Consider the following 18,076-nt stretch of genomic DNA (forward strand, 5'->3'; position numbering starts at 1 on the left):
ACTGAAGGCACAGCACAGCATACCTGTGGCTGCGCAAAGGTTTCACTGGAGGCGGTACCGCTGTGAAGGCAAAAATGCTATCTTGCCGCCTGTACTTTTGCCAACGAAACAGAGCCTTTATGCTGTACGCCATACTTAAAATGATTTACCGCTTAGGGCTCCGGGTTTTCTTCCGGCGGCTTGAGGTGCGCAACCGCCACCTGATACCTGATCAGGGGCCACTGCTAGTGGTGAGCAACCACCCCAACACCTTTATGGACCCTATCGTAACGGCCTCGCTGCTGCGGCAGCCTGTGTTCTTTATTGCCAAGAGCACCGTGTTCGGCTCCGGCTTTCAGAACTGGATGCTACGCCAGATGCACCTCATCCCCATTCACCGCCGGGAGGACAACCCAGACCAGCCAGTCAGCAACGAAGAGGCCTTTACCGCCAGCTTCCGGGCGCTGCGGCAGGGGAAAACCCTGCTCATTTTCCCGGAGGGGAACAGCTACAACCAGCGCCGCCTGCGCAAAGTTAAAACAGGCACGGCACGCATCGCGCTCGGAGCCGAGGCCGCTGCAGCAGCTACCTTGGGCGTGAGAATACTACCGGTGGGCCTGAACTACTCTGACCCGACCCGCTTCCGCAGCGATGTGTTTGTAAACGTGGGCGAGCCCATTCAGGTGGCCGCGTACGCCAGTGCTTACGAGCAGGATGGGCAGGCAGCCGCGCAGGCGCTGACCGACACCATCCGTCAGCGACTGGAGTCCCTCATCATCCACACGCCCACCGATGAGGAAGACGCGCTGGCACGGCAGGTAGAGGCCCTCTATAAAGATCAACTGGCAGCTGCCATACCCATTCCCGCGCCGGAGCATATCCGGGACTTCCTGCTCACAAAGGCCATTGTGCGCGGCATCAATTACTTTAGCCAAACCGCGCCGGAGCAGGTGGCGGCCCTCAAGCACGACATACACCAGTACACCCTCCAGCTCAGACGCCTGCGCCTGCACGATGCCCTGTTGGGCAAGGGCCGGAGCACTGTACTTGGCCGAAGCGCCTTCGGGCTATTCCTGCTTTTGCTGGGGCTGCCGCTGTACCTGTACGGCTTGCTGCACAACTACCTGCCCTACATTATCCCCTCCCGGGTAGCACGAGCGGCAACAAAGGAGGAGGAATGGTACGCTCCTATTATGCTCACAGTAGGCATCTTCAGCTTCCCGTTGTTCTACGCCCTGGAGGCATGGCTTCTGTGGGAGTGGCTGCAGCCGCCGTTCTACAAGCTGATGCTGTACTTGCTGAGCCTACCGCTGAGCGGTTTCTTTGCGCTTGGTTACTGGAACACGCTGTTGCACACACAGGCGCACTGGCTCCTGCTGCGGCTGTTCTTCAGGCGCCGAAACGTGGTGGAAGAGCTCCGAAAACAGCGGCAGTGTATTATTGTACAATTAGAGCAGGCCCGGCAGGCGTATATGGCACAGCAAGAGGGAGAATAAGCAGGCATCCTGCGGCGGCACCTTCGCCCTATCATTCTTAACTCACATCCTTTATTTAAATACTATTGACTAAGAAAAAGCTTTTGCACCAATAATAATTGCACTAAAAGCGCACCATTCCCACATCATCCCGTAAAAGGAAGGCTAGCACCAAAATCTCTTATTTTTAAACAAACAACACGCTATGAAAAAGACTTTCTTTAGCTTCTGCGCCGCCACTGTCGTTACGGCAGGCTTGTTGGCCAGCTGCACTACTTCAGATACCACGACCGACTCTGACGCCGGTATCATGGACGATGAATACGGCACCACAACCACCGGAACGACCACCATGGGCACAACAACAACCGGTACCACTACCGGTATGACGACTGGAACAACAACGACCGGAACGACTACTGGAACAACAACGACCGGAACAACAACTGGCATAACAACTGGGTCAACCACGGGTACTACAACCGGAACAACCACCGGTACTACTACAGGTACCACAACTGGCACCACTACCGGAACGACCACAGGTACTACTACCGGAACGACCACTGGTACCACTACGGGAACAACCACTGGCACCACAACCGGTACTACTACAGGAACAACCACGGGTACTACAACCGGAACAACTACGATGTAGCCTGTATGCTATAGATTGTAACGAAGCAAAAGGCAAGCCTCTCCCGGTTTTTGCCTTTTGCTTTTTTTAACCCTTAGGACGCTGTGCATGAAGCACCTGGAGCTATACTTCCGCAAAGTGTTTACTGTAGACCTGCGTGCGCTGGCTTTGATGCGCATTTGGGTGGCAGGCATCATCTTAATTGACCTTGCCATCAGGGCCACCGACCTGGAGGCGCATTACTCTAACATGGGGGTTTTGCCGCTGCACGTGTTGCACCAGCACCTGTGGCTCCCGCAGTTCTTCTCTTTCCACACTTTAAGCGGCCTTTGGCAGTTCCAGCTAATCCTATTCGCCCTGGCGGCACTGTGCGCGCTGTGCCTGCTGCTGGGCTATAAAACACGCATAGCCACTGTGCTGAGCTGGCTTCTGCTGCTGTCGCTCCAGAACAGGAACCCGCTTGTTATCCAGGGCGGAGACCACCTGCTGCGCATGCTGCTTTTCTGGGGGATGTTTCTGCCGTGGGGCAGGTACTACGCCTACGATGCCCTCCACAGCCCCCGCACGGGCGCGGCACCAACCGGCACCAACTACTTCAGTGCTGCCTCGGCAGCCTATGTCCTTCAGATCGGGTTGGTATACTTCTGCACCGCCATGCTGAAAGACTCGCCCGAGTGGCGCACCGACGGCACGGCCCTCTACTACGCCCTCAGCCTGGACCAGATCCTGATGCCGGGAGGCAAGCTGATCTACCATTACCCGGAGCTGCTTCGGGTACTTACGCTCGGCACCGTTTACACAGAAATGCTACTGCCGTTCCTGTTGCTCATCCCATTCTACAACAGCTTTTTCCGGATGGTGGTCGTGGCGGTGCTGGCCTCCTTCCATATCGGCATCAGCCTGACGCTGTTTGTAGGCCTGTTTTACCTGATCAACATTGCCTCCGTGGCTGGCCTGCTTCCGCAACCGGCCATGGACTGGATAGACAGGAAGCTTCTCTCCTCCTTCAGGAGGCCCCGCAGCGGGCAGTTCCGGTGGCTCTTCCAGAGCCTTCGCCGGCTACCGCTCATACACATCCGTGTGCAGGCGCAGCAGCCGCTCATCCCCCGGCACCTGCTACCGCACCTGCGCAACGGCTTTGTTTCGGTCGTGCTGCTGTACTGCCTTTGGTGGAACCTGGATACTACAAACCTGCCCCTCCGTAAAATGCCCGACAGCGGCCGCTGGTTCGGGTACCTGCTCCGGCTAGACCAGCACTGGGGCATGTTCTCCCCCACTGTTTTCAAAGACGATGGCTGGTATGTGCTGGAGGGGCATACTGCGGGCGGCAAACGCATCGACCTGAACCAGGAGGGCAAGGCTGTGGACGAGGCAAAGCCGGCCTCTGTGATGGCACTGTTCAAAAACGACCGCTGGCGCAAATATTCCGAGAACTACCTGTTTATCCACAACACCTACGCGCGGCCGTATTACTGCAACTATTTAATTCGCCGCTGGAATGAGGCGCACCCGCAGCAGCCGATCACGCAGCTGGAGGTCGTGTACATGCTGGAGCCATCCCTGCCGGACTACCAGGTGGCAGTGCCTAGGCGGGAGGTGCTCTGCAGCTGCGCGAATCAACCGGAGTAGGTGCAAATTTAAACGCGGCTCAACCGATTTAAGCCCGTGCTGCGTAAAAGGGAGTCTGTAATGCAAACGAACCTAAACCTGATAAAGATGAAAAAGACATATGCAATGCTGCTTGCGGGCGCCCTGTGCCTGAGCGCCGGCCTGTACAGCTGTACTTCAGAGAATACAACCGGTGTAGACACTGAAACCACCGGAAACGAAGTGGACGGCAGAGAGAACAGCGAAACCGGCGATAACATGACCCAGGAGAACATCAGCCCACTGGACACCGCCGAAAACACGACCGGCACGACAGAGGAGGGCATTGACATGGGCTCCACCGGAAACGGAACGACAGGAGGCTCCACCACAGGCTCCGAAGGAGGTAACACGGGTGGCACAACCGGAAACAACCAATAGACACCACTGCCAAAAAAGAAGCCGGCCTCCTTTCAAAGGAAGCCGGCTTCTTTTTTGGCAGCAACAGGCGTTAATCCTCGTCGTCGCTGAGGGCATAGCCTACAGCGGCAGCTACCAGGCCACCCATCAGGTAGTAGCCCACGGTCATCACCTGCGTTTTAGTGGTCTTGTTGCTTGGCTCCTCACCCAGGCCCAATGGCCCCGGCAAGTATACAGCCCCTGCCCCTGCCGCTGCACCAAGCAGCGCACCACGCCACCAGGCATCTTTGCCGGTACCGGCCAGGGTGTAGAAAACCGAGTTGGAAATCACATCGCCAACCAGTGCCCAGCTATGGAGCTCCTGCTGGTCCCGTGGTGGCTCCTCCCCGGCTGCCAGCATTAGTTTGGAGATGGAGCGCATGCCCAGCACATCCATCCGGGGGGCGTCGGGCACTAGGCGGCGCACTGTTTCGTGCAGCAGCGTCAGGACGCAGGCACCTGCCAGACCGCCTGCTGTTGCTTTTAGTAGGTTGTTCATAGTTCTATACTTTAGATCTGTGTTCGTTTTGTTTACCTGTATAGCCATATCCGGCTGGCAAGGTTACAAAGAGCTCATTTCCTTACCACCCGCAGCACGTCCGCCTGCACCGCGTCCTGGCCTACCTTCCGCGCATCTGTCGGGCTGTCAAACACTGCCAGCACATGCTCCTCGTCCATGATGGCAAGCCCCTCTGCTTTGTCCTTCCCGGTGTTTTCGCCAGTGCCGTGCGGCACCTCGCACAGCCGCTCCAGTTCGTTGTTGTGTAGCAGCTGCTCTTTTTCATGCACTGCGTCGCGCCAGCGGTAAATGGCAATCACCCCATCCAGGTCCATGGTGGGCCCGGCAAGGATGTACATGTCAGTGCCGAAAAACCGGAGCTCCCTGATGCCTTTGCCGCGCAGGTGCAGAAAGTGCTTTTTGTACGGCTTTCCGTTCTCCAGCTCTTTTAGGTGCAGCACGCCTGTTTCGTCTTCCTCCGCCTCTACCTCCAGCACCATGGCCCAGCCACGCAGCACCGGCCCGCGCAGGCCTATGTAAATGCGCTTCCCGAATATAGCCAGCCCCTCCACGTCAAAGCCGTTGTCCTTGCCGGGGATAGCCATAAAGGGCGCAATGTGCTCGTCTTGCTCCAGCACCTCCGTCAGGATGCTGCTGTGGCTGTTGCCGCGCAGCTGCGCCGCCCGCAGCATGGTGCCCGGGTGGTCGGGGTTCTCTACTTCCCGGTACAACAGGTAGTCTCCGGTTGCTTCGTCCTGCAGGATCGGGATGCGCGCGAGCAAATAGCGGTTAGGGTCGGTCTTTACCTTGGCGAGCCGCTTTATCTGCTTCTCAACCGCATCGTGCCGCTTCGGCTTTTTACGCTTAAGGCTGTGCGAGCCCATGATCCAGAGGTAGTGATCGGCCACGCCCATCCCTTCTATGTCTACCTCGTTGGCATCCCTGGCCGGCAGATCCAAAAAATTATTCAGGTCAAAGGACTGGTGCCCGGCATAGGAGCCATCGGGCTGGCGGGTGAGCCGCTCAATGGTGGTGCGCTCATCGCAGCTCAGCCACAGGTTGTTACCTGTGCAGAGGGCAGTGGATAGCCCGTCGCGCACATGCTTGCCGCCCGGGCTCAGGCTACTCTTTGGGTCGAACTGAAGTATAACCTTCTTTTTCATTCTACTGTTTTATAAGGTGAAGCTCACGCATCTTACGCGGTATTGCTTGGCTAAGTAACGTATATAATGCAGAATGATCTTATAAACTATGGAATTGACAGATAACAGACACAGAGAGAAAGCCACCTTCGGAGCCGGTTGCTTCTGGGGCGTGGAGATGGCCTTCCACAACCTGGAAGGTGTAACAGGCACCACTGTTGGCTACATGGGCGGCCACGTGGAAAACCCAACGTACCAGGACGTATGCTCCGGCCGCACGGGCCACGCAGAGGTGGTGCAGGTGGAGTTTGACCCCACCCGGATCAGCTACGATCAGCTGCTGCAGGTATTCTGGAACGCGCACGACCCTACGCAGTTCAACCGTCAGGGGCCGGACGTTGGGTCCCAGTACCGCTCCGTCATTTTTTTCCATACCGGTGAGCAGCGCGTTATTGCCGAAACGACAAAGGAGAACTGGCAGCAGTCGCCAGAGTTCAGCGGCCGTGCCATTATGACGAGAATCGCACCGGCCGATACCTTTTACCCGGCCGAAGAGCACCACCAGCAGTACCTCCTGAAGCGCGGTGCGGCCAGCTGCCGCGCCTAGCTAAGGCTCAAAAAAGAACAGACACAGAAAAGCCGGGCTATGGGCCCGGCTTTTCTGTGTCTGTCCGTTTTGCTGAGCGGCTTACTTTACTCTTGCATCAGAGTTTGATGAAGAGCCGGAACCTGATCTGTTAGACTGGTTGCCTGAGGAGGAGCTGTTCTGGTTTTTGTTGGCCTCCTTCATTTTATCTGCTGCCATAGAGGCTGCAGAGCTCACTTGGTTTTTGATCTTGTTCTTGTTTTTAGAGCTAAGCGCCATCCAACCGGCACCCAAGGCCAGCACTGCACCGCCCACTACTGCTTTCTGCGTGGTGGTCATTTTCTTAAACTTGTCGGCTGCGGTGCTACCGTACTCCATTACTTTGCTTTGGATGTCCTTCATGCCGCCTTTGCCTGAAGTGGCTTGCTGGTTGCTGCGGCCCTGCATGTTGTTCTGGTTCTGGCTATTCTGGCTCTGGCTGCTGCTGTTTGAAGAGTTGCCTGAAGACGAATTGCTGTTGCTGCTATTGCTGCTGCTTTGCGTAGCGCTGGAAGGCGTTGTGTTGGCTTTAGCCTGTCCTTGTGTTTGCGCAGCGCTGCTGCTTGATGTAGTGTTTGTGGTATTATTCTTATTAGCTTCCATGCGTTCTGTTTCTTTTATTTAAAATGGTACAATTTAAACCGTCCCCTGGTTTTGCGCCCTTACACGGGGCAAAGCCAAAGGACTAGGTTTATTTTATCGTTAAAACCCAAGCTTAGTTACATTTACACGCATGTTTTTAGTAACAGGTGTTACTCTCTAAGTATACAGGCACATTCACCACACTATGGGAAGCACTCACCGACAAGTGCAAAAATTGTACAAGATATATGTTACATAAGGCCTCTCAAAACTGCAGCAGCAGCTGTGCAGGGTGTTGGTGGTGCCGGAGGCCCGGACAGCCTTCACTGCCGCCGGGTGAGGAAGGGCACAGGCGCCAGCCTGGGCGTTACTAGCGCTGGTGCAGGTCTGCGTACCGACGCCTGCGGTACCGCATCACCTCAATAACACTGATGCCCACCAACAGCCACAGTGCCCCCAGTAAGAAGCCGGCCAGCACATCGGACAGGTAGTGCACCCCCAGATAAATCCGGCTGAAGCCTATGGTCAGGATAAGGATGATTGCCACCCAGACCACTAACCGCCTCTGCCACCGCTCCTGGTAATGCAGGTACAGGAGGTAAGCCAGCAGCCCGAACATCGCAATGGCTGTGGTGGAGTGCCCGCTCGGGAAGGAAAAGTGCGCCACCGTATAATAAGCTACATCCGCTGGGCGCGCGCGGCTTACAAAGTCTTTGCCGAACTGCACCGAAAGGCCCACACCTCCCAGCGTGAACCAGAACGCACAGATGGCCAGCCAGTGCTTCTGTAGCAGCAGCACCAGCGTAACCACACCGCCAATGATAAAAACACCTTCCCGGTCGCACAGCCGCGTGAACAGCAGCAGCACCTTGCTTAGCCACTCTGTCCGCACATTATACAGCATAGCGGTAAACTCCTTATCCATCCTTACCACCCACTCCGCCTCCAGCACGCTTTCTGTGAGCTGCGAAAGCAGGGCGATGTTTCCACCTGCCGCCAGCACGATCAGGGTAAGCGGCAGCCCAATGAAACTGCTGGTGTCAAAGCGGCCGGCCACAAAGGCGCTTAGCTTCGGGTGCTGCTTTCGGAAACGCTGCACAGGCGGCTGACCCAGGACCCGGCCGGTGGCGTTGCGGACTTTATCTATTAAAACGTTTTTCATAGGCTCATGCAGTGCAGGTATACGCAAGGCTCCCGCTTTGTTTTCTATTTGCCCGGGTTAACACAGCCCTACCCTACGTCTACCCCAAAAAAGGGGTGCTTCACAACTATCCGCTTCTATATAAAGTACATATTTATATGAAGAAGCGAGACAAAGTGTTTGATAGAATAATGTTAGCCATCGGCGTTATGCTGCTTGTGTTATTCTGGGCACAGTTTCCGACTGCGCCCACAGTTAACGAGCAGCACTACGCTACGTACGTTTCTTCCGGCACTGATGTAGGCTATACCTCCAAATGGACGTATCTGAAACCAGATAAAGCACTTTCGCCACGCGAAGTGGTGCGCATACAGCTGCACGCCCTGCAGCAAAACGACCGCAGCGACAGTGGCGTGATCACGGTTTTCAACTTCTCCTCGCCCACCAACCGGGTACACCTGGGCCCCCTGGACCACTTCCGGCTGATGGTGCGTGAGCCTGCCTATCGTCCTATCCTGAACTTTAAAAGTTACAAAACAGGACAAATGGTGGTATCCGGGAGAAACGCCTACCAACTGGTGCTGGTAGAAGCGCTGGACGGCCAGCAGGAGGCCTTTATGTTTATACTTACCAAGCAACGCAAAGGGACCTACAAAGGCTGCTGGATGACAGAGGGAGTGGCACGCATGGAACAGGTGCGGCAGACGAGCCAGATATAGACCGAAGCCGGGTTAGAACGATATAAAAGCAGGAATTTAGCTCTTGTTCCCGGTTTTGCCGTATCTTAAGCTCTTAAAGCCGATATACGTTTGCCATGAGCCAAAGCATTGCCACACGCCTACCCATTACCGACCTGCACTGCGACCTGCTGGTGTACCTGACGGATGTACCGAACTCGGACATGAACAAGTTGGAGGAGATTGGCTGTGCCGTGCCTGCCTTAACCCAAGGCAACGTGAAGCTGCAGGTAATGGCTATCTACTCCGCCACCGATGTAGGAAGCACCCGCTACGCCGAACTGCAGCGCGACATGTTCCGGCAGCTGGCAGACAGCGACAACTGCCTGACAGCGGTGACGGACGTAGCGAAGCTGCGGGAGGTGATGCGCCAGCCGGGAGGCACCGGCATGGTAGCCGCCATCGAAAACGCCGCCGGTTTTTGCGAGGAGTTGGAGCCGCTGGAGAACGGGTTTAAGCGCCTTGAGAAGATGATCGAGGTGTGCGGGCGCATTCTGTACATCAGCTTTACCCACCACACGGCGAACCGTTTCGGCGGGGGCAACGCCAGCACAACAGGCATCACACAGGACGGCAAGCTCCTGCTCGACTACCTGCACGGCCGCCGCATTGCCGTAGACCTCTCCCATACCAGCGACGCACTGGCTTTTGACATCCTTACCCACGTAGACCGGGAAAGGCTCGACATTCCCCTTATAGCCAGCCACTCGAACTTCCGCGCGGTCTGGAATCACGAGCGCAACCTGCCCGATGAACTGGCACAGGAGATCATCCGGCGCAAGGGGCTGATTGGCATTAACTTTCTGCGCAAGTTTGTGCACACCGAAGACCCGGAGGCCTTGCTGCGCCACATCCACTACGGCCTGGCACACGGGGCTGAGGATGCGCTCTCCTTCGGTGCCGATTATTTCTACTTCTCGGATGAAAAGGACCTGAGCCGCTATCCGTTTTACTACCAGGAACACGCACAGGCAGGCAACAGCTACAACTATATTCTCAGCCGCCTGAAGGAGCAGCTTACACCAGAGCAGCTACAGAAGCTGGCTTACGGCAACACCCAGCGGTTTATAGAGCATCTCTGGCGCGATGCGTAATTTCTCCGGAGCTACTCTGCCGCACCACGTGCCATGCCTTTGTTTTACCTCCGCCTTGATTTATACTTATAAAGTCCTATATTAGGGATGGTGTATTTAGTTTAGTTGCTGCCAACACAGCTGCTAATCAAGTGCTAAGGCGCGGCCGGCACTGCTTTATGCCTTGTTCACAAAAAATATCGCACGCATGAAATTCATCGGGTTGTTTCTGCTGCTAGCCGGGCTTGTGTCGTTAGTGCTAGGGTTTACAGGGGCTAATTTACTAATACTTAACTGGTTAAACCAGTTTGGTGAAACAGAAAGCTGGGCTATCCGTATCGGGGTAACGCTGCTGGGTGGCATTATTTACTATGTGCGCCGCCACGACGATTAGCCGGTGGCTCAAATTTCTATATAGATTGTTTGCCATGCGTTGTAAAACTGCGTATACGCATGAATAGTACCTGCACTGCACTGTAAGGGCCGCAAAAAACATTAAAGCCGTAATGCCATGGACGCTCAGGAATATACCCCGCACTACGTACAGATAAACGAACTCTACATCGACACGGTAGTCATAGATGATACGGAGTTCATTACGCTTTGGTGCTTTACAGTGCTCGACGACGAATACAAGTTCGTGTACCTGGGCTGCGATTTTTGCCAGTTCAACCAGATCCTAATTGCGGCTGGCGAGAAGGGCAAGGAGATGGCCCTGCACCTGGCAGATATCCTGGATAAGCCCTACGAAACCCCTACCCTCATCCCCATAAAAGAACAGTTTGACGAGTACCTGGAGCTAACCGGCCACGATATTATCGTGTATGAGCCGCTGGCACTGGAAGACGGCTTTGAAGAGTATGACGAAGAGGACGAAGACCTGCCACTGGAGCAGCTTTTCGGCGGCCGGTCCAACAAAACGCGCCAGAAGTACCTCATCTACCAACTCGACAAACTCTACCCTTCCAAGGTGTTTGAACCGGAGAAAAACGGCCAGGACGATTTGACGGAGTGCTTCGAGGACGACTCGCTGGAACTGGCGCAACTGTACTATGACTACCTGAACGCCGTGGAAAACGGCTACAGCGAGGGTGAGGCACGCCAGGTGGCTGGGCTGGAGCGGGAGCTCTTCTTCCGGATGGCCCGCAAAGCCTCCGATATCTGGAAATAACACCACTCTACCTCACCGTTTCTTTTCAGGCCTCCTCTTCTGCCACCCCTAAAGAGTCCAACTCACTTAGTTTGTTCACCTCTTCCCGGAGATGCTTTCTCAGGTCCATGATCCACTGCCGCACCTGCTGGTCATCTGCTTTTACCAGCGCCTCTTCGTACCTGTCGAGTTGGGCGTTGTGAGTACTGATGATAAACTCCCGGTAGCGCAGGTCAAACGCTTCCCCTTCCAACAGCCTCATGTCCTGCACCAGCCCTTTGTCAGCGCCGCCAAGGCTGTCGGGCAGGGTGATGCGCTGCTGCTTGCCCACTAGCTGGGTTAACCGCTGTAATGCTTCTTCGTGAAAGGCAGCGGCTTCCCGGGCTATACTTCTTATTTTTTCTGTAGACCCTTTCTCCGCTGCCAGCTTTGCCAACTCTACCTGCAGCATGTTGCTGCTGGCGGCATAGTCCCAGAAGATGGGCTCATCGAACAAGGTGCGGGTACGTGATTCGGGTATCGCTTCGGCTGTCTCCGTTTCTGCAGCAGGACCTTCGCAGGCCAGCATCAACAGAAAAATTGCGCCAAGGGTAAGGGTAAGTACTTTATCGGTAAGCATAAAACAGGGTGCGTCATATAAGTTGTTTTATCCTATACTATGCACAAGTGCACTTAGGTTGAGGCATTTCGCACTTTCCAGGCAAAGTATAATTAGCCCTGCCAGGACTACTACATTAGCTTTAAAAGGTATACCTTTTGCGCACCACCGTCAGGTTGCTGTCGCGGCCATGCTCTGCGATAACATGGGATGGCCTTGGCTGCTTTACCAGCTGCTGTGGCAGCCCGATGCTCTGGTCGTAGAGGAGCAACTCGACAGGTGCCCCGGGTGTCAGGCGCAGTTCCAGCTCCACGGCTTTGCTCCCCGGCAAACCATGCAGGCGCGCAAAGTATACTTCTCCGCGATCGGTCTCTATTGGCTCCAGATCTAAGGCCTTCCCGCCCACAGCGGCACTTTGCAGAGCCTCAGCGGGTGTGGGTCGCAGTACCAGCTCCAGGTGCGCCGCCTGCCGCTGCGACCGCAGGCGCAGGCGCAGGACACGTTCGTTTCCGGCCACAGTATCCTGCAGCACCTCTGCCAGTGGCGCAGCCAAGTTGAGTTGCTCTGCCTCGTTTTTGAGGTAAACGATTCTGGCGTGAGGGTATACTTCTTTCAGGGGAGAGACGGAGGATGCTGGGAAAAACTGGCGGTTCCACTCATCGGCTGTGGTATAGGCAGAGGCCCATACCGCCTGCCCTGTGTCTGCGTTGAGAAAGTAGGACACATGGCTGCGGAGCGGGCGCTCCGGTGTCGGGTCCTCCCGGTGGATAGCAAACGCCACAGCCGCGGTGCCGAGCAGCAGCAGTAGCAACGGCAGCAACGGCACGCGGCCCCAGCTAAAGCTCTGTTCCACCAGTACCAGCAGCGGCAGCAACAGCCCAGCCAGCAGCAACAAAAGCGCCACCATCCCCAAAGGCAAACTCAAGCCGAAAGCGACAAACACCACCTGTACAATCGGGAACATGATAAAGATGGCGGGCACCAGCGCCAGCAGCAGGGCATAGCAAAGTATAAACACCCCCATCAGCAGTGAAAAAAGGCGCAGCCAGCGCAGCGCCAGCCAGGTCAGGAGCAGGAACAGCCCAAGCGCCAGCAGCAGGTAAGCGACAAAGAACATGTCTACGCCGTGCACCCCCTGAGCAGGCCGCAACGTTGGCATAAGCCCTACCACCAGGTTATTGACCGGGATGAACAGTGCCGTGACTGCCGCCAGCATCAGCAGGTAAACAAAGAAACCGATGATGACCTGCCGCAGAGAGGTCGCCTGCTTCTGCACCCCCACCACCAGTGTTACCAACAGCAGCAAAGAGGTGAGCGATACCCAAAGGATGTTCAGGCTTTTCGGGTAGCTGACCACCCAGCTCCCAGCCAGGTTAAAGAAAACAATGTCCGGGGCCTTGGTTTGGCTGAGCGAGGTGTTGCCGAAATGGCGGGCAAGGGCCAGCAGGTTACTGCCGTGCTGCTGCAGGCTGCCAGCGTTAAGGTTTTCGGGTGAGTCGGTGGACCGGTGGTAATGCACAAAGCCATCGATAAAGGCGGAGTTAAGGCCGCTGTAGCCTGCATCTTTAAACACGGTAAAGTCTGTATCGTTGGGCATGCGCCGGTAGATCTCGTAGGCGAGCGAGCTCACGAAGGGGTACGGCGCCTCCTGCACGTACTGGCGGGCTACCCAGCCGTTCTGCGGGCTCAGCTCAAAGGTCATACTGGGGCCGGTGTTGCCCCGCGCCTCCAGGTTCAGCACCAGGCCTACCTCGTTTGCCCAGGGATGCCCCAGAAAAGCCTTCGCGCCGTACAGCCCATACTCCTCCCCGTCCGACAGCAGCACCACCACATCGTGCGCCAGCGGCTCCGCCTGCTTCAGGGCCCGGACAGTTTCCAGAATGGCGGCCACACCGGCACCGTCGTCACCGGCTCCGCGGGCGTTGGGCTGCGAGTCGTAGTGGGCCACCAGCAGAACGGCCTTGCCGCCTGCACCCGTGCCTTTCAGCCTGCCCACCAGGTTGTAGACGTGCCCCACCGTGGCGATGCCGCTGCGGTTGTTTACCACCGTTGCCTCCTGCACCTGCGGCTCCAGGCCCAGTGCCTGCATCTGCCGCAGCAGGTACCCCCGCACCTCCGCGTGTGCCGCGGTACCCATGGCATGCGGCTCCTGCGCTATCTGCCGCACGTGCTGCATGGCCCGCTCCGCCGAGAAAGCCGCAGCCGGAGCGGTGGCTGGCACAGGTGCTGGCGGCGATAGTAAGTACAGGCTCAGGAAGGCCAGCCCGGTAAGAGCCAAAAGTATAAAAGCGGCAACTGCCCCGTTGCGGTACTGCATAAGCCGGTGGTTTAGAGGTGCTGTATGGGTAGCCTAATGTAGAAACTTTTCCGGTGAAGTTATAAACGGAGGCGGCCAAAATAAAAGCGGCAGCACCTCTGCAGGTACTGCCGCCTCTCTAAGGAGATTCCAGTAGTTACTTATACGATTTCGTTTTCCTCCGCGTCTAACACCTCGTTCTGGCGCAGGTGCACCGGGGTGGTTCTCTTGCGCAACTGCAGGTTCAGCATCTCCACTACCAGCGAGAAGAACATGGCGAAGTAAATATAGCCTTTCGGGATGTGCTGGTGCAGCGCCTCTACCACCAGCATAAAGCCGATCAGGATCAGGAACGACAGCGCCAGCATCTTCACAGTGGGGTGCTTGTTCACAAAGTCGCTTACGTACTTGGCAAAAACCAGCATGATGCCCATGGCCAGAATAACGGCGATAATCATCACGATCACTTCCTGCGCCAAGCCCACGGCCGTCAGAATGGAGTCGAAGGAGAAAACGATGTCGATGAGCACGATCTGCACCAGTATTTTGCTCATGGTGGTCTGCACCTTGCCGCCGCCGTGCTCCTCTTCCTCGCCCTCCAGCTTGTTGTGGATCTCGGTTGTGCTCTTGGCAAGCAGAAACAGACCGCCGCCAAACAGGATAATATCCCGCCACGAAACGGCAAAGTCAGTTTCTGTAAACGGCAGGTTTATGCTGAACAGCGGTGCACTCGCCCCCACAATCCAGGAAATAAACAGCAGTAGGATGATGCGGAACACCAGTGCCAACGCCAGGCCAATAGTGCGCCCTTTGGCCTGCTGCTCCTTTGGCAGGCGCCCCACCACGATCGATATAAAAACGATGTTATCTATACCGAGTACCACTTCCATAAAGGTCAGTGTCAGCAGGCTTAGCCATGTATCCGGGTTAGCGAAAATCTCCATAGTTGTATGTTGTTGTTGACTGTTACGACAGCTTGTTGTCTTATACTTTACCCGGCCTTCTCAGGCAGCGCAAGTACGCGTTTCAGGGCTGGGGTTTGCAGGGCCTCTGAAGCCGTTAAACAACCCAGCAAGTAACAGGTTGTTTTCAGCTTTTCATGTTTACGAACTGCAGCGGCATGCCAATCTCCTCGGAGTTGCTGCGCAGCACGGCGATCACGCCCTGCAGGTCATCGATCTTTTTGCCTGTCACGCGGATCATCTCATCCATCATGGCAGCCGACACTTTCAGCTTACTGTCTTTGATAACCTTCATGATCACCTTGGACGTGTCCTTCTCAATGCCCGCTTTTACTTTGATGTCCTTCTTCAGCATGGCGCCCGACTGGTAAGCCTCTTTGGAGAAGTCAAGCGCGGTGGCATCCAGGCCCTGCTTCACCATTTTGCCGATGAGCACGTCTTCGGTGTGCTGCACCCGCATTTCGTTTTCCATCGTGATGTTGACCACGTTGTTCTTCTTATCGTAGTCTATGCTCCCTTTGGTGTCGCGGAAGTCGTAGCGGTTCATGATCTCCTTGCGCGCCACGTTCACGGCGTTGTCCATGGTCTGAGGGTCTACTTTGCTTACAATGTCAAAAGATGCCATAGGCTGAAAGTATAGTTTTTATGTTTTGCGTTAGATTTTACACGGCTTTGCCCAACAAAGTTATCTAAAATGTTAATTGCCTCCGCTTAATTATTAAATGCTTGGCATTTGTTTTGAAAGCTACCGGTTACACCTTTACTTGCCCCTGGCGCCAGCCACACAGTTTTACAGTTAAAGATTATCTTATGCACATCATAGAACCCACCACCCCCGAACAGTTTGAGAAGTACTACCGCCTGCGCTACCAGACCCTGCGCGCGCCCTGGGGGCAGCCCGAAGGCAGCGAGCATGCGGAAGACGATGCCACGGCCATCCATGCCATGCTGCTAAATGAGGCAGGGGAAGCCGTAGGGGTATGCCGCCTGCACCTGAACACGCCCCAAGAGGGCCAGCTCCGCTTTATGGGGGTGCGTGCCGACCAGCAAGGGAAACAGCTGGGCGACAAACTGCTGCAGTACCTGGAGGAGCGCGCCCGCGGCCTAGGCGCCACGCGCATAACGCTGCAGGCACGGGAGAACGCCGTAAACTTTTACCGCCGCAACGGGTATGAAGTAGTAAAGGAAACATACGTCCTGTTTGGCTCCATACAACACTACCTGATGGCCAAGCAGCTGTAAAGCAAACGATTAAAAGCTATGAAGAAAAACACCAAACTGATGCTTGGTGCCGGAGCCGTGCTGGCCGGTGCCGCCCTGCTCACAAAGCGCAGCCGAAGCCACGCCCCACTCGAGACAGTGCCTGCCGTAGACCTGAACAAGTATGAGGGCCGCTGGTATGAGATTGCCGCGCTGCCGCAGCGCTTCGAGAAAGGCTGCCATTGCGTGTATGCGGAGTACTACCAGAACCCGGATGGCTACCTGGAGGTGAACAACTACTGCCACAAAGGGGGCCCCAACGGTAAACTGGACAAGGCCGAAGGCAAGGGCTTTCCGGTGGAGGGCAGCAACAACAGCAAGCTGCGGGTACAGTTCTTCTGGCCTTTCCGTGGCGACTACTGGGTGCTGGAGCTCGATCAGGCGTACCAGCACGTGCTGGTCGGCTCCCCCGACCGTGACAGCCTCTGGATACTGTCGCGCTCCCCGCAGCTGGACCAGACCGTTTACGACCGTCTGGTGCAACAGGCCGCGCATAAAGGTTTTCCGGTAAACAAACTGCGGCAAACAGACCAAAGCTGCTTTACTAGCGCTTAGCTGCACTTGCCCCTTCTTTAGCAGCTGCCTGTGAACTGGTTGCAAAGGCAGCTGCTATTTATACTTCTGCCCGGCTACGTTTGCAGGCCGACAGCTGCACAAGCATTACCCGCGGGCTCTCCTACAGCCGCCTAGCTGTTTTCTGCAGCTTTTAACCGCCCACCTTAAGCTGTGCCTCCGGCTGCGGCCATCCAGTAAAAACCCTCCTCCACTGTTTTACACTTCCTTTTGGGGCACTAGCAGTTAAATAAGAAGCACCACTGGATACTTTCAGGAACTTTTATATCTTGCAAAAGAAATATACTATCAAGCAGACACTCCTTTCAGCGGGCGAAGCACAGAAAAACCACCTCGGCCTACAGAACCAGGAGGCAGCCACTGTACCAGCACGAGGTAGAAAGCAGCACAGGTTATTGCGGTAAGTGTATTCCATAATTTCAGACCAGTACTGCGATCTGTTTTCTGAACTGCCATGCTAGAAACGAATGAAACTGTAGCTTAGCTAATGGCCCGGCCGGGCCCACTTTATACACCAACCACTGACTGCTAATAGAATACCGGATGAAGGCCCTTGAAGATGTTAAAAGCGTGAAGTGGAAGGCAATAGCAGCTTTCTACGCGGCTGCCTGTGGGCTAACGTACCTGTTTCTGCAGCTGCCTAATCTTGTCGCTAATTTTAGCATCCGCTTGTTTGGTTTCGACCCGCCGTTTAACTGGAACCATGGGCTTGCCCTTTTCACCGCAAGCTTACTGGCGTACCGCCTGTTTCAACTTCCGAAGCAAACCACCCTTTTAGGCACGAAGCCCCTAAAAAGCATTCTTTTCAGCGCTGTGTTTCTTATCGCTTACACAGCCATCGGCATCCGGAACAAGTATGGCGTGGAGGAGCACCTGTGGGCCTTTATTTTCTGCAGCGCTACGCTTGTGTATGATGTGCTGGAAGAAAGCGCCTGGAGAGGGTTTCTGAACGACGCCTTTCGGCCCAGCAGCTTCTGGCTAAAGGCCGTTGTGACCGGCATCATGTGGTCGTTTTGGCACTTGCTGGTGTTCGATAGCTTTGCTCCTTGGGGCGGCTTCCACTACTTTGTTGTACTCTCTGTCATCGCGTCGGTTTTGATAGGGTACGCCACCGAAAGAACCAACGCTGTCTTAGTGGCCGCGTCAGTACATGCCCTTCTTATCCTCAAAGACATGCATGTGACTGTAGCCTGCCTGGCGATCTGGCTTGTGCTGCTCCTGACGTGGTCCAACACAAAGTATAAAGTCCCAAAGCTCTTTTCGCAAACAGGCCAGTAAAGCACCCCTGCCCCGAGACTGAC

General features: G+C 55.6%; 20 protein-coding genes. 12 read left to right on the plus strand and 8 right to left on the minus strand.

Going from position 1 to position 18,076, the window contains the following annotated elements; genetic code table 11:
* Positions 1–119: 119 nt before the first annotated feature.
* From CA264_RS15515 to CA264_RS15530, 4 genes are all read left to right on the plus strand, one after another.
* Positions 120–1,475, plus strand: a complete 1,356-nt coding sequence (locus CA264_RS15515) for a lysophospholipid acyltransferase family protein (RefSeq protein ID WP_025608303.1) — start codon at positions 120–122, stop codon at positions 1,473–1,475.
* Between the two features lie 184 nt (positions 1,476–1,659).
* Positions 1,660–2,112: a hypothetical protein gene (locus tag CA264_RS22135; RefSeq protein ID WP_071784618.1), complete on the plus strand. Its 453-nt coding sequence runs from the start codon at positions 1,660–1,662 to the stop codon at positions 2,110–2,112.
* A gap of 87 nt (positions 2,113–2,199) precedes the next feature.
* Positions 2,200–3,720: an HTTM domain-containing protein gene (locus CA264_RS15525; protein WP_025608304.1), complete on the plus strand. Its 1,521-nt coding sequence runs from the start codon at positions 2,200–2,202 to the stop codon at positions 3,718–3,720.
* A gap of 87 nt (positions 3,721–3,807) precedes the next feature.
* Complete coding sequence (locus tag CA264_RS15530) at positions 3,808–4,119, plus strand: hypothetical protein (protein ID WP_157593713.1); 312 nt, start codon at positions 3,808–3,810, stop codon at positions 4,117–4,119.
* A gap of 70 nt (positions 4,120–4,189) precedes the next feature.
* On the opposite strand, the gene CA264_RS15535 is transcribed toward CA264_RS15530, so the two are convergent.
* Both CA264_RS15535 and CA264_RS15540 read right to left on the minus strand, forming a co-directional pair.
* Positions 4,190–4,636 (minus strand): hypothetical protein, encoded by a 447-nt coding sequence (locus CA264_RS15535; RefSeq protein ID WP_025608306.1) that lies wholly within the window; start codon positions 4,634–4,636, stop codon positions 4,190–4,192.
* 74 nt (positions 4,637–4,710) lie between these two features.
* Entirely contained in the window at positions 4,711–5,799 is a 1,089-nt protein-coding gene (locus tag CA264_RS15540) for a DUF3616 domain-containing protein (protein ID WP_025608307.1), read from the minus strand.
* A gap of 88 nt (positions 5,800–5,887) precedes the next feature.
* Between CA264_RS15540 and msrA the strand changes: the two genes are divergently transcribed.
* Positions 5,888–6,385: a peptide-methionine (S)-S-oxide reductase MsrA gene (gene msrA / locus CA264_RS15545; RefSeq protein WP_025608308.1), complete on the plus strand. Its 498-nt coding sequence runs from the start codon at positions 5,888–5,890 to the stop codon at positions 6,383–6,385.
* 81 nt (positions 6,386–6,466) lie between these two features.
* Here msrA and CA264_RS15550 read toward each other — a convergent pair whose 3' ends face one another.
* Positions 6,467–7,006: a hypothetical protein gene (locus CA264_RS15550; RefSeq protein WP_025608309.1), complete on the minus strand. Its 540-nt coding sequence runs from the start codon at positions 7,004–7,006 to the stop codon at positions 6,467–6,469.
* A gap of 349 nt (positions 7,007–7,355) precedes the next feature.
* Complete coding sequence (locus CA264_RS15555) at positions 7,356–8,147, minus strand: phosphatase PAP2 family protein (protein WP_025608310.1); 792 nt, start codon at positions 8,145–8,147, stop codon at positions 7,356–7,358.
* A gap of 137 nt (positions 8,148–8,284) precedes the next feature.
* On the opposite strand from CA264_RS15555, the gene CA264_RS15560 reads away from it, so the two are divergent.
* From CA264_RS15560 to CA264_RS15575, 4 genes are all read left to right on the plus strand, one after another.
* Positions 8,285–8,845, plus strand: coding sequence for a DUF4864 domain-containing protein (locus tag CA264_RS15560; RefSeq protein WP_051364484.1), 561 nt, complete (start codon positions 8,285–8,287; stop codon positions 8,843–8,845).
* Positions 8,846–8,940: 95 nt separating this feature from the next.
* Positions 8,941–9,957, plus strand: a complete 1,017-nt coding sequence (locus CA264_RS15565; RefSeq protein ID WP_025608312.1) for a dipeptidase — start codon at positions 8,941–8,943, stop codon at positions 9,955–9,957.
* A gap of 187 nt (positions 9,958–10,144) precedes the next feature.
* Positions 10,145–10,330: a hypothetical protein gene (locus CA264_RS15570; protein WP_025608313.1), complete on the plus strand. Its 186-nt coding sequence runs from the start codon at positions 10,145–10,147 to the stop codon at positions 10,328–10,330.
* A gap of 117 nt (positions 10,331–10,447) precedes the next feature.
* The gene (locus tag CA264_RS15575) at positions 10,448–11,107 is read left to right on the plus strand and encodes a hypothetical protein (protein WP_025608314.1); all 660 of its coding nucleotides are present in this window, start codon (positions 10,448–10,450) and stop codon (positions 11,105–11,107) included.
* A gap of 25 nt (positions 11,108–11,132) precedes the next feature.
* On the opposite strand, the gene CA264_RS15580 is transcribed toward CA264_RS15575, so the two are convergent.
* From CA264_RS15580 to CA264_RS15595, 4 genes are all read right to left on the minus strand, one after another.
* Positions 11,133–11,705: a DUF4142 domain-containing protein gene (locus CA264_RS15580; RefSeq protein WP_025608315.1), complete on the minus strand. Its 573-nt coding sequence runs from the start codon at positions 11,703–11,705 to the stop codon at positions 11,133–11,135.
* Positions 11,706–11,826: 121 nt separating this feature from the next.
* Complete coding sequence (locus CA264_RS15585; RefSeq protein WP_025608316.1) at positions 11,827–14,001, minus strand: M20/M25/M40 family metallo-hydrolase; 2,175 nt, start codon at positions 13,999–14,001, stop codon at positions 11,827–11,829.
* 140 nt (positions 14,002–14,141) lie between these two features.
* The gene (locus CA264_RS15590; RefSeq protein WP_025608317.1) at positions 14,142–14,924 is read right to left on the minus strand and encodes a TerC family protein; all 783 of its coding nucleotides are present in this window, start codon (positions 14,922–14,924) and stop codon (positions 14,142–14,144) included.
* A 145-nt stretch (positions 14,925–15,069) separates the two neighbouring features.
* Entirely contained in the window at positions 15,070–15,567 is a 498-nt protein-coding gene (locus CA264_RS15595) for a YajQ family cyclic di-GMP-binding protein (protein ID WP_025608318.1), read from the minus strand.
* A 185-nt stretch (positions 15,568–15,752) separates the two neighbouring features.
* Between CA264_RS15595 and CA264_RS15600 the strand changes: the two genes are divergently transcribed.
* The 3 genes from CA264_RS15600 (at position 15,753) to CA264_RS15610 (ending at position 18,053) form a co-directional block, all read left to right on the plus strand.
* Entirely contained in the window at positions 15,753–16,184 is a 432-nt protein-coding gene (locus CA264_RS15600; RefSeq protein ID WP_025608319.1) for a GNAT family N-acetyltransferase, read from the plus strand.
* Between the two features lie 18 nt (positions 16,185–16,202).
* Positions 16,203–16,757 (plus strand): lipocalin family protein, encoded by a 555-nt coding sequence (locus CA264_RS15605; RefSeq protein ID WP_025608320.1) that lies wholly within the window; start codon positions 16,203–16,205, stop codon positions 16,755–16,757.
* Between the two features lie 561 nt (positions 16,758–17,318).
* Positions 17,319–18,053 carry a CPBP family intramembrane glutamic endopeptidase gene (locus tag CA264_RS15610; protein ID WP_025608321.1) on the plus strand — a complete coding sequence of 245 codons (735 nt, stop codon included), beginning with the start codon at positions 17,319–17,321 and terminating at the stop codon, positions 18,051–18,053.
* Positions 18,054–18,076: the final 23 nt, after the last annotated feature.

The sequence above is a fragment of the Pontibacter actiniarum genome (assembly GCF_003585765.1).
In the GTDB taxonomy this organism is placed as follows: Bacteria; Bacteroidota; Bacteroidia; order Cytophagales; family Hymenobacteraceae; genus Pontibacter; species Pontibacter actiniarum.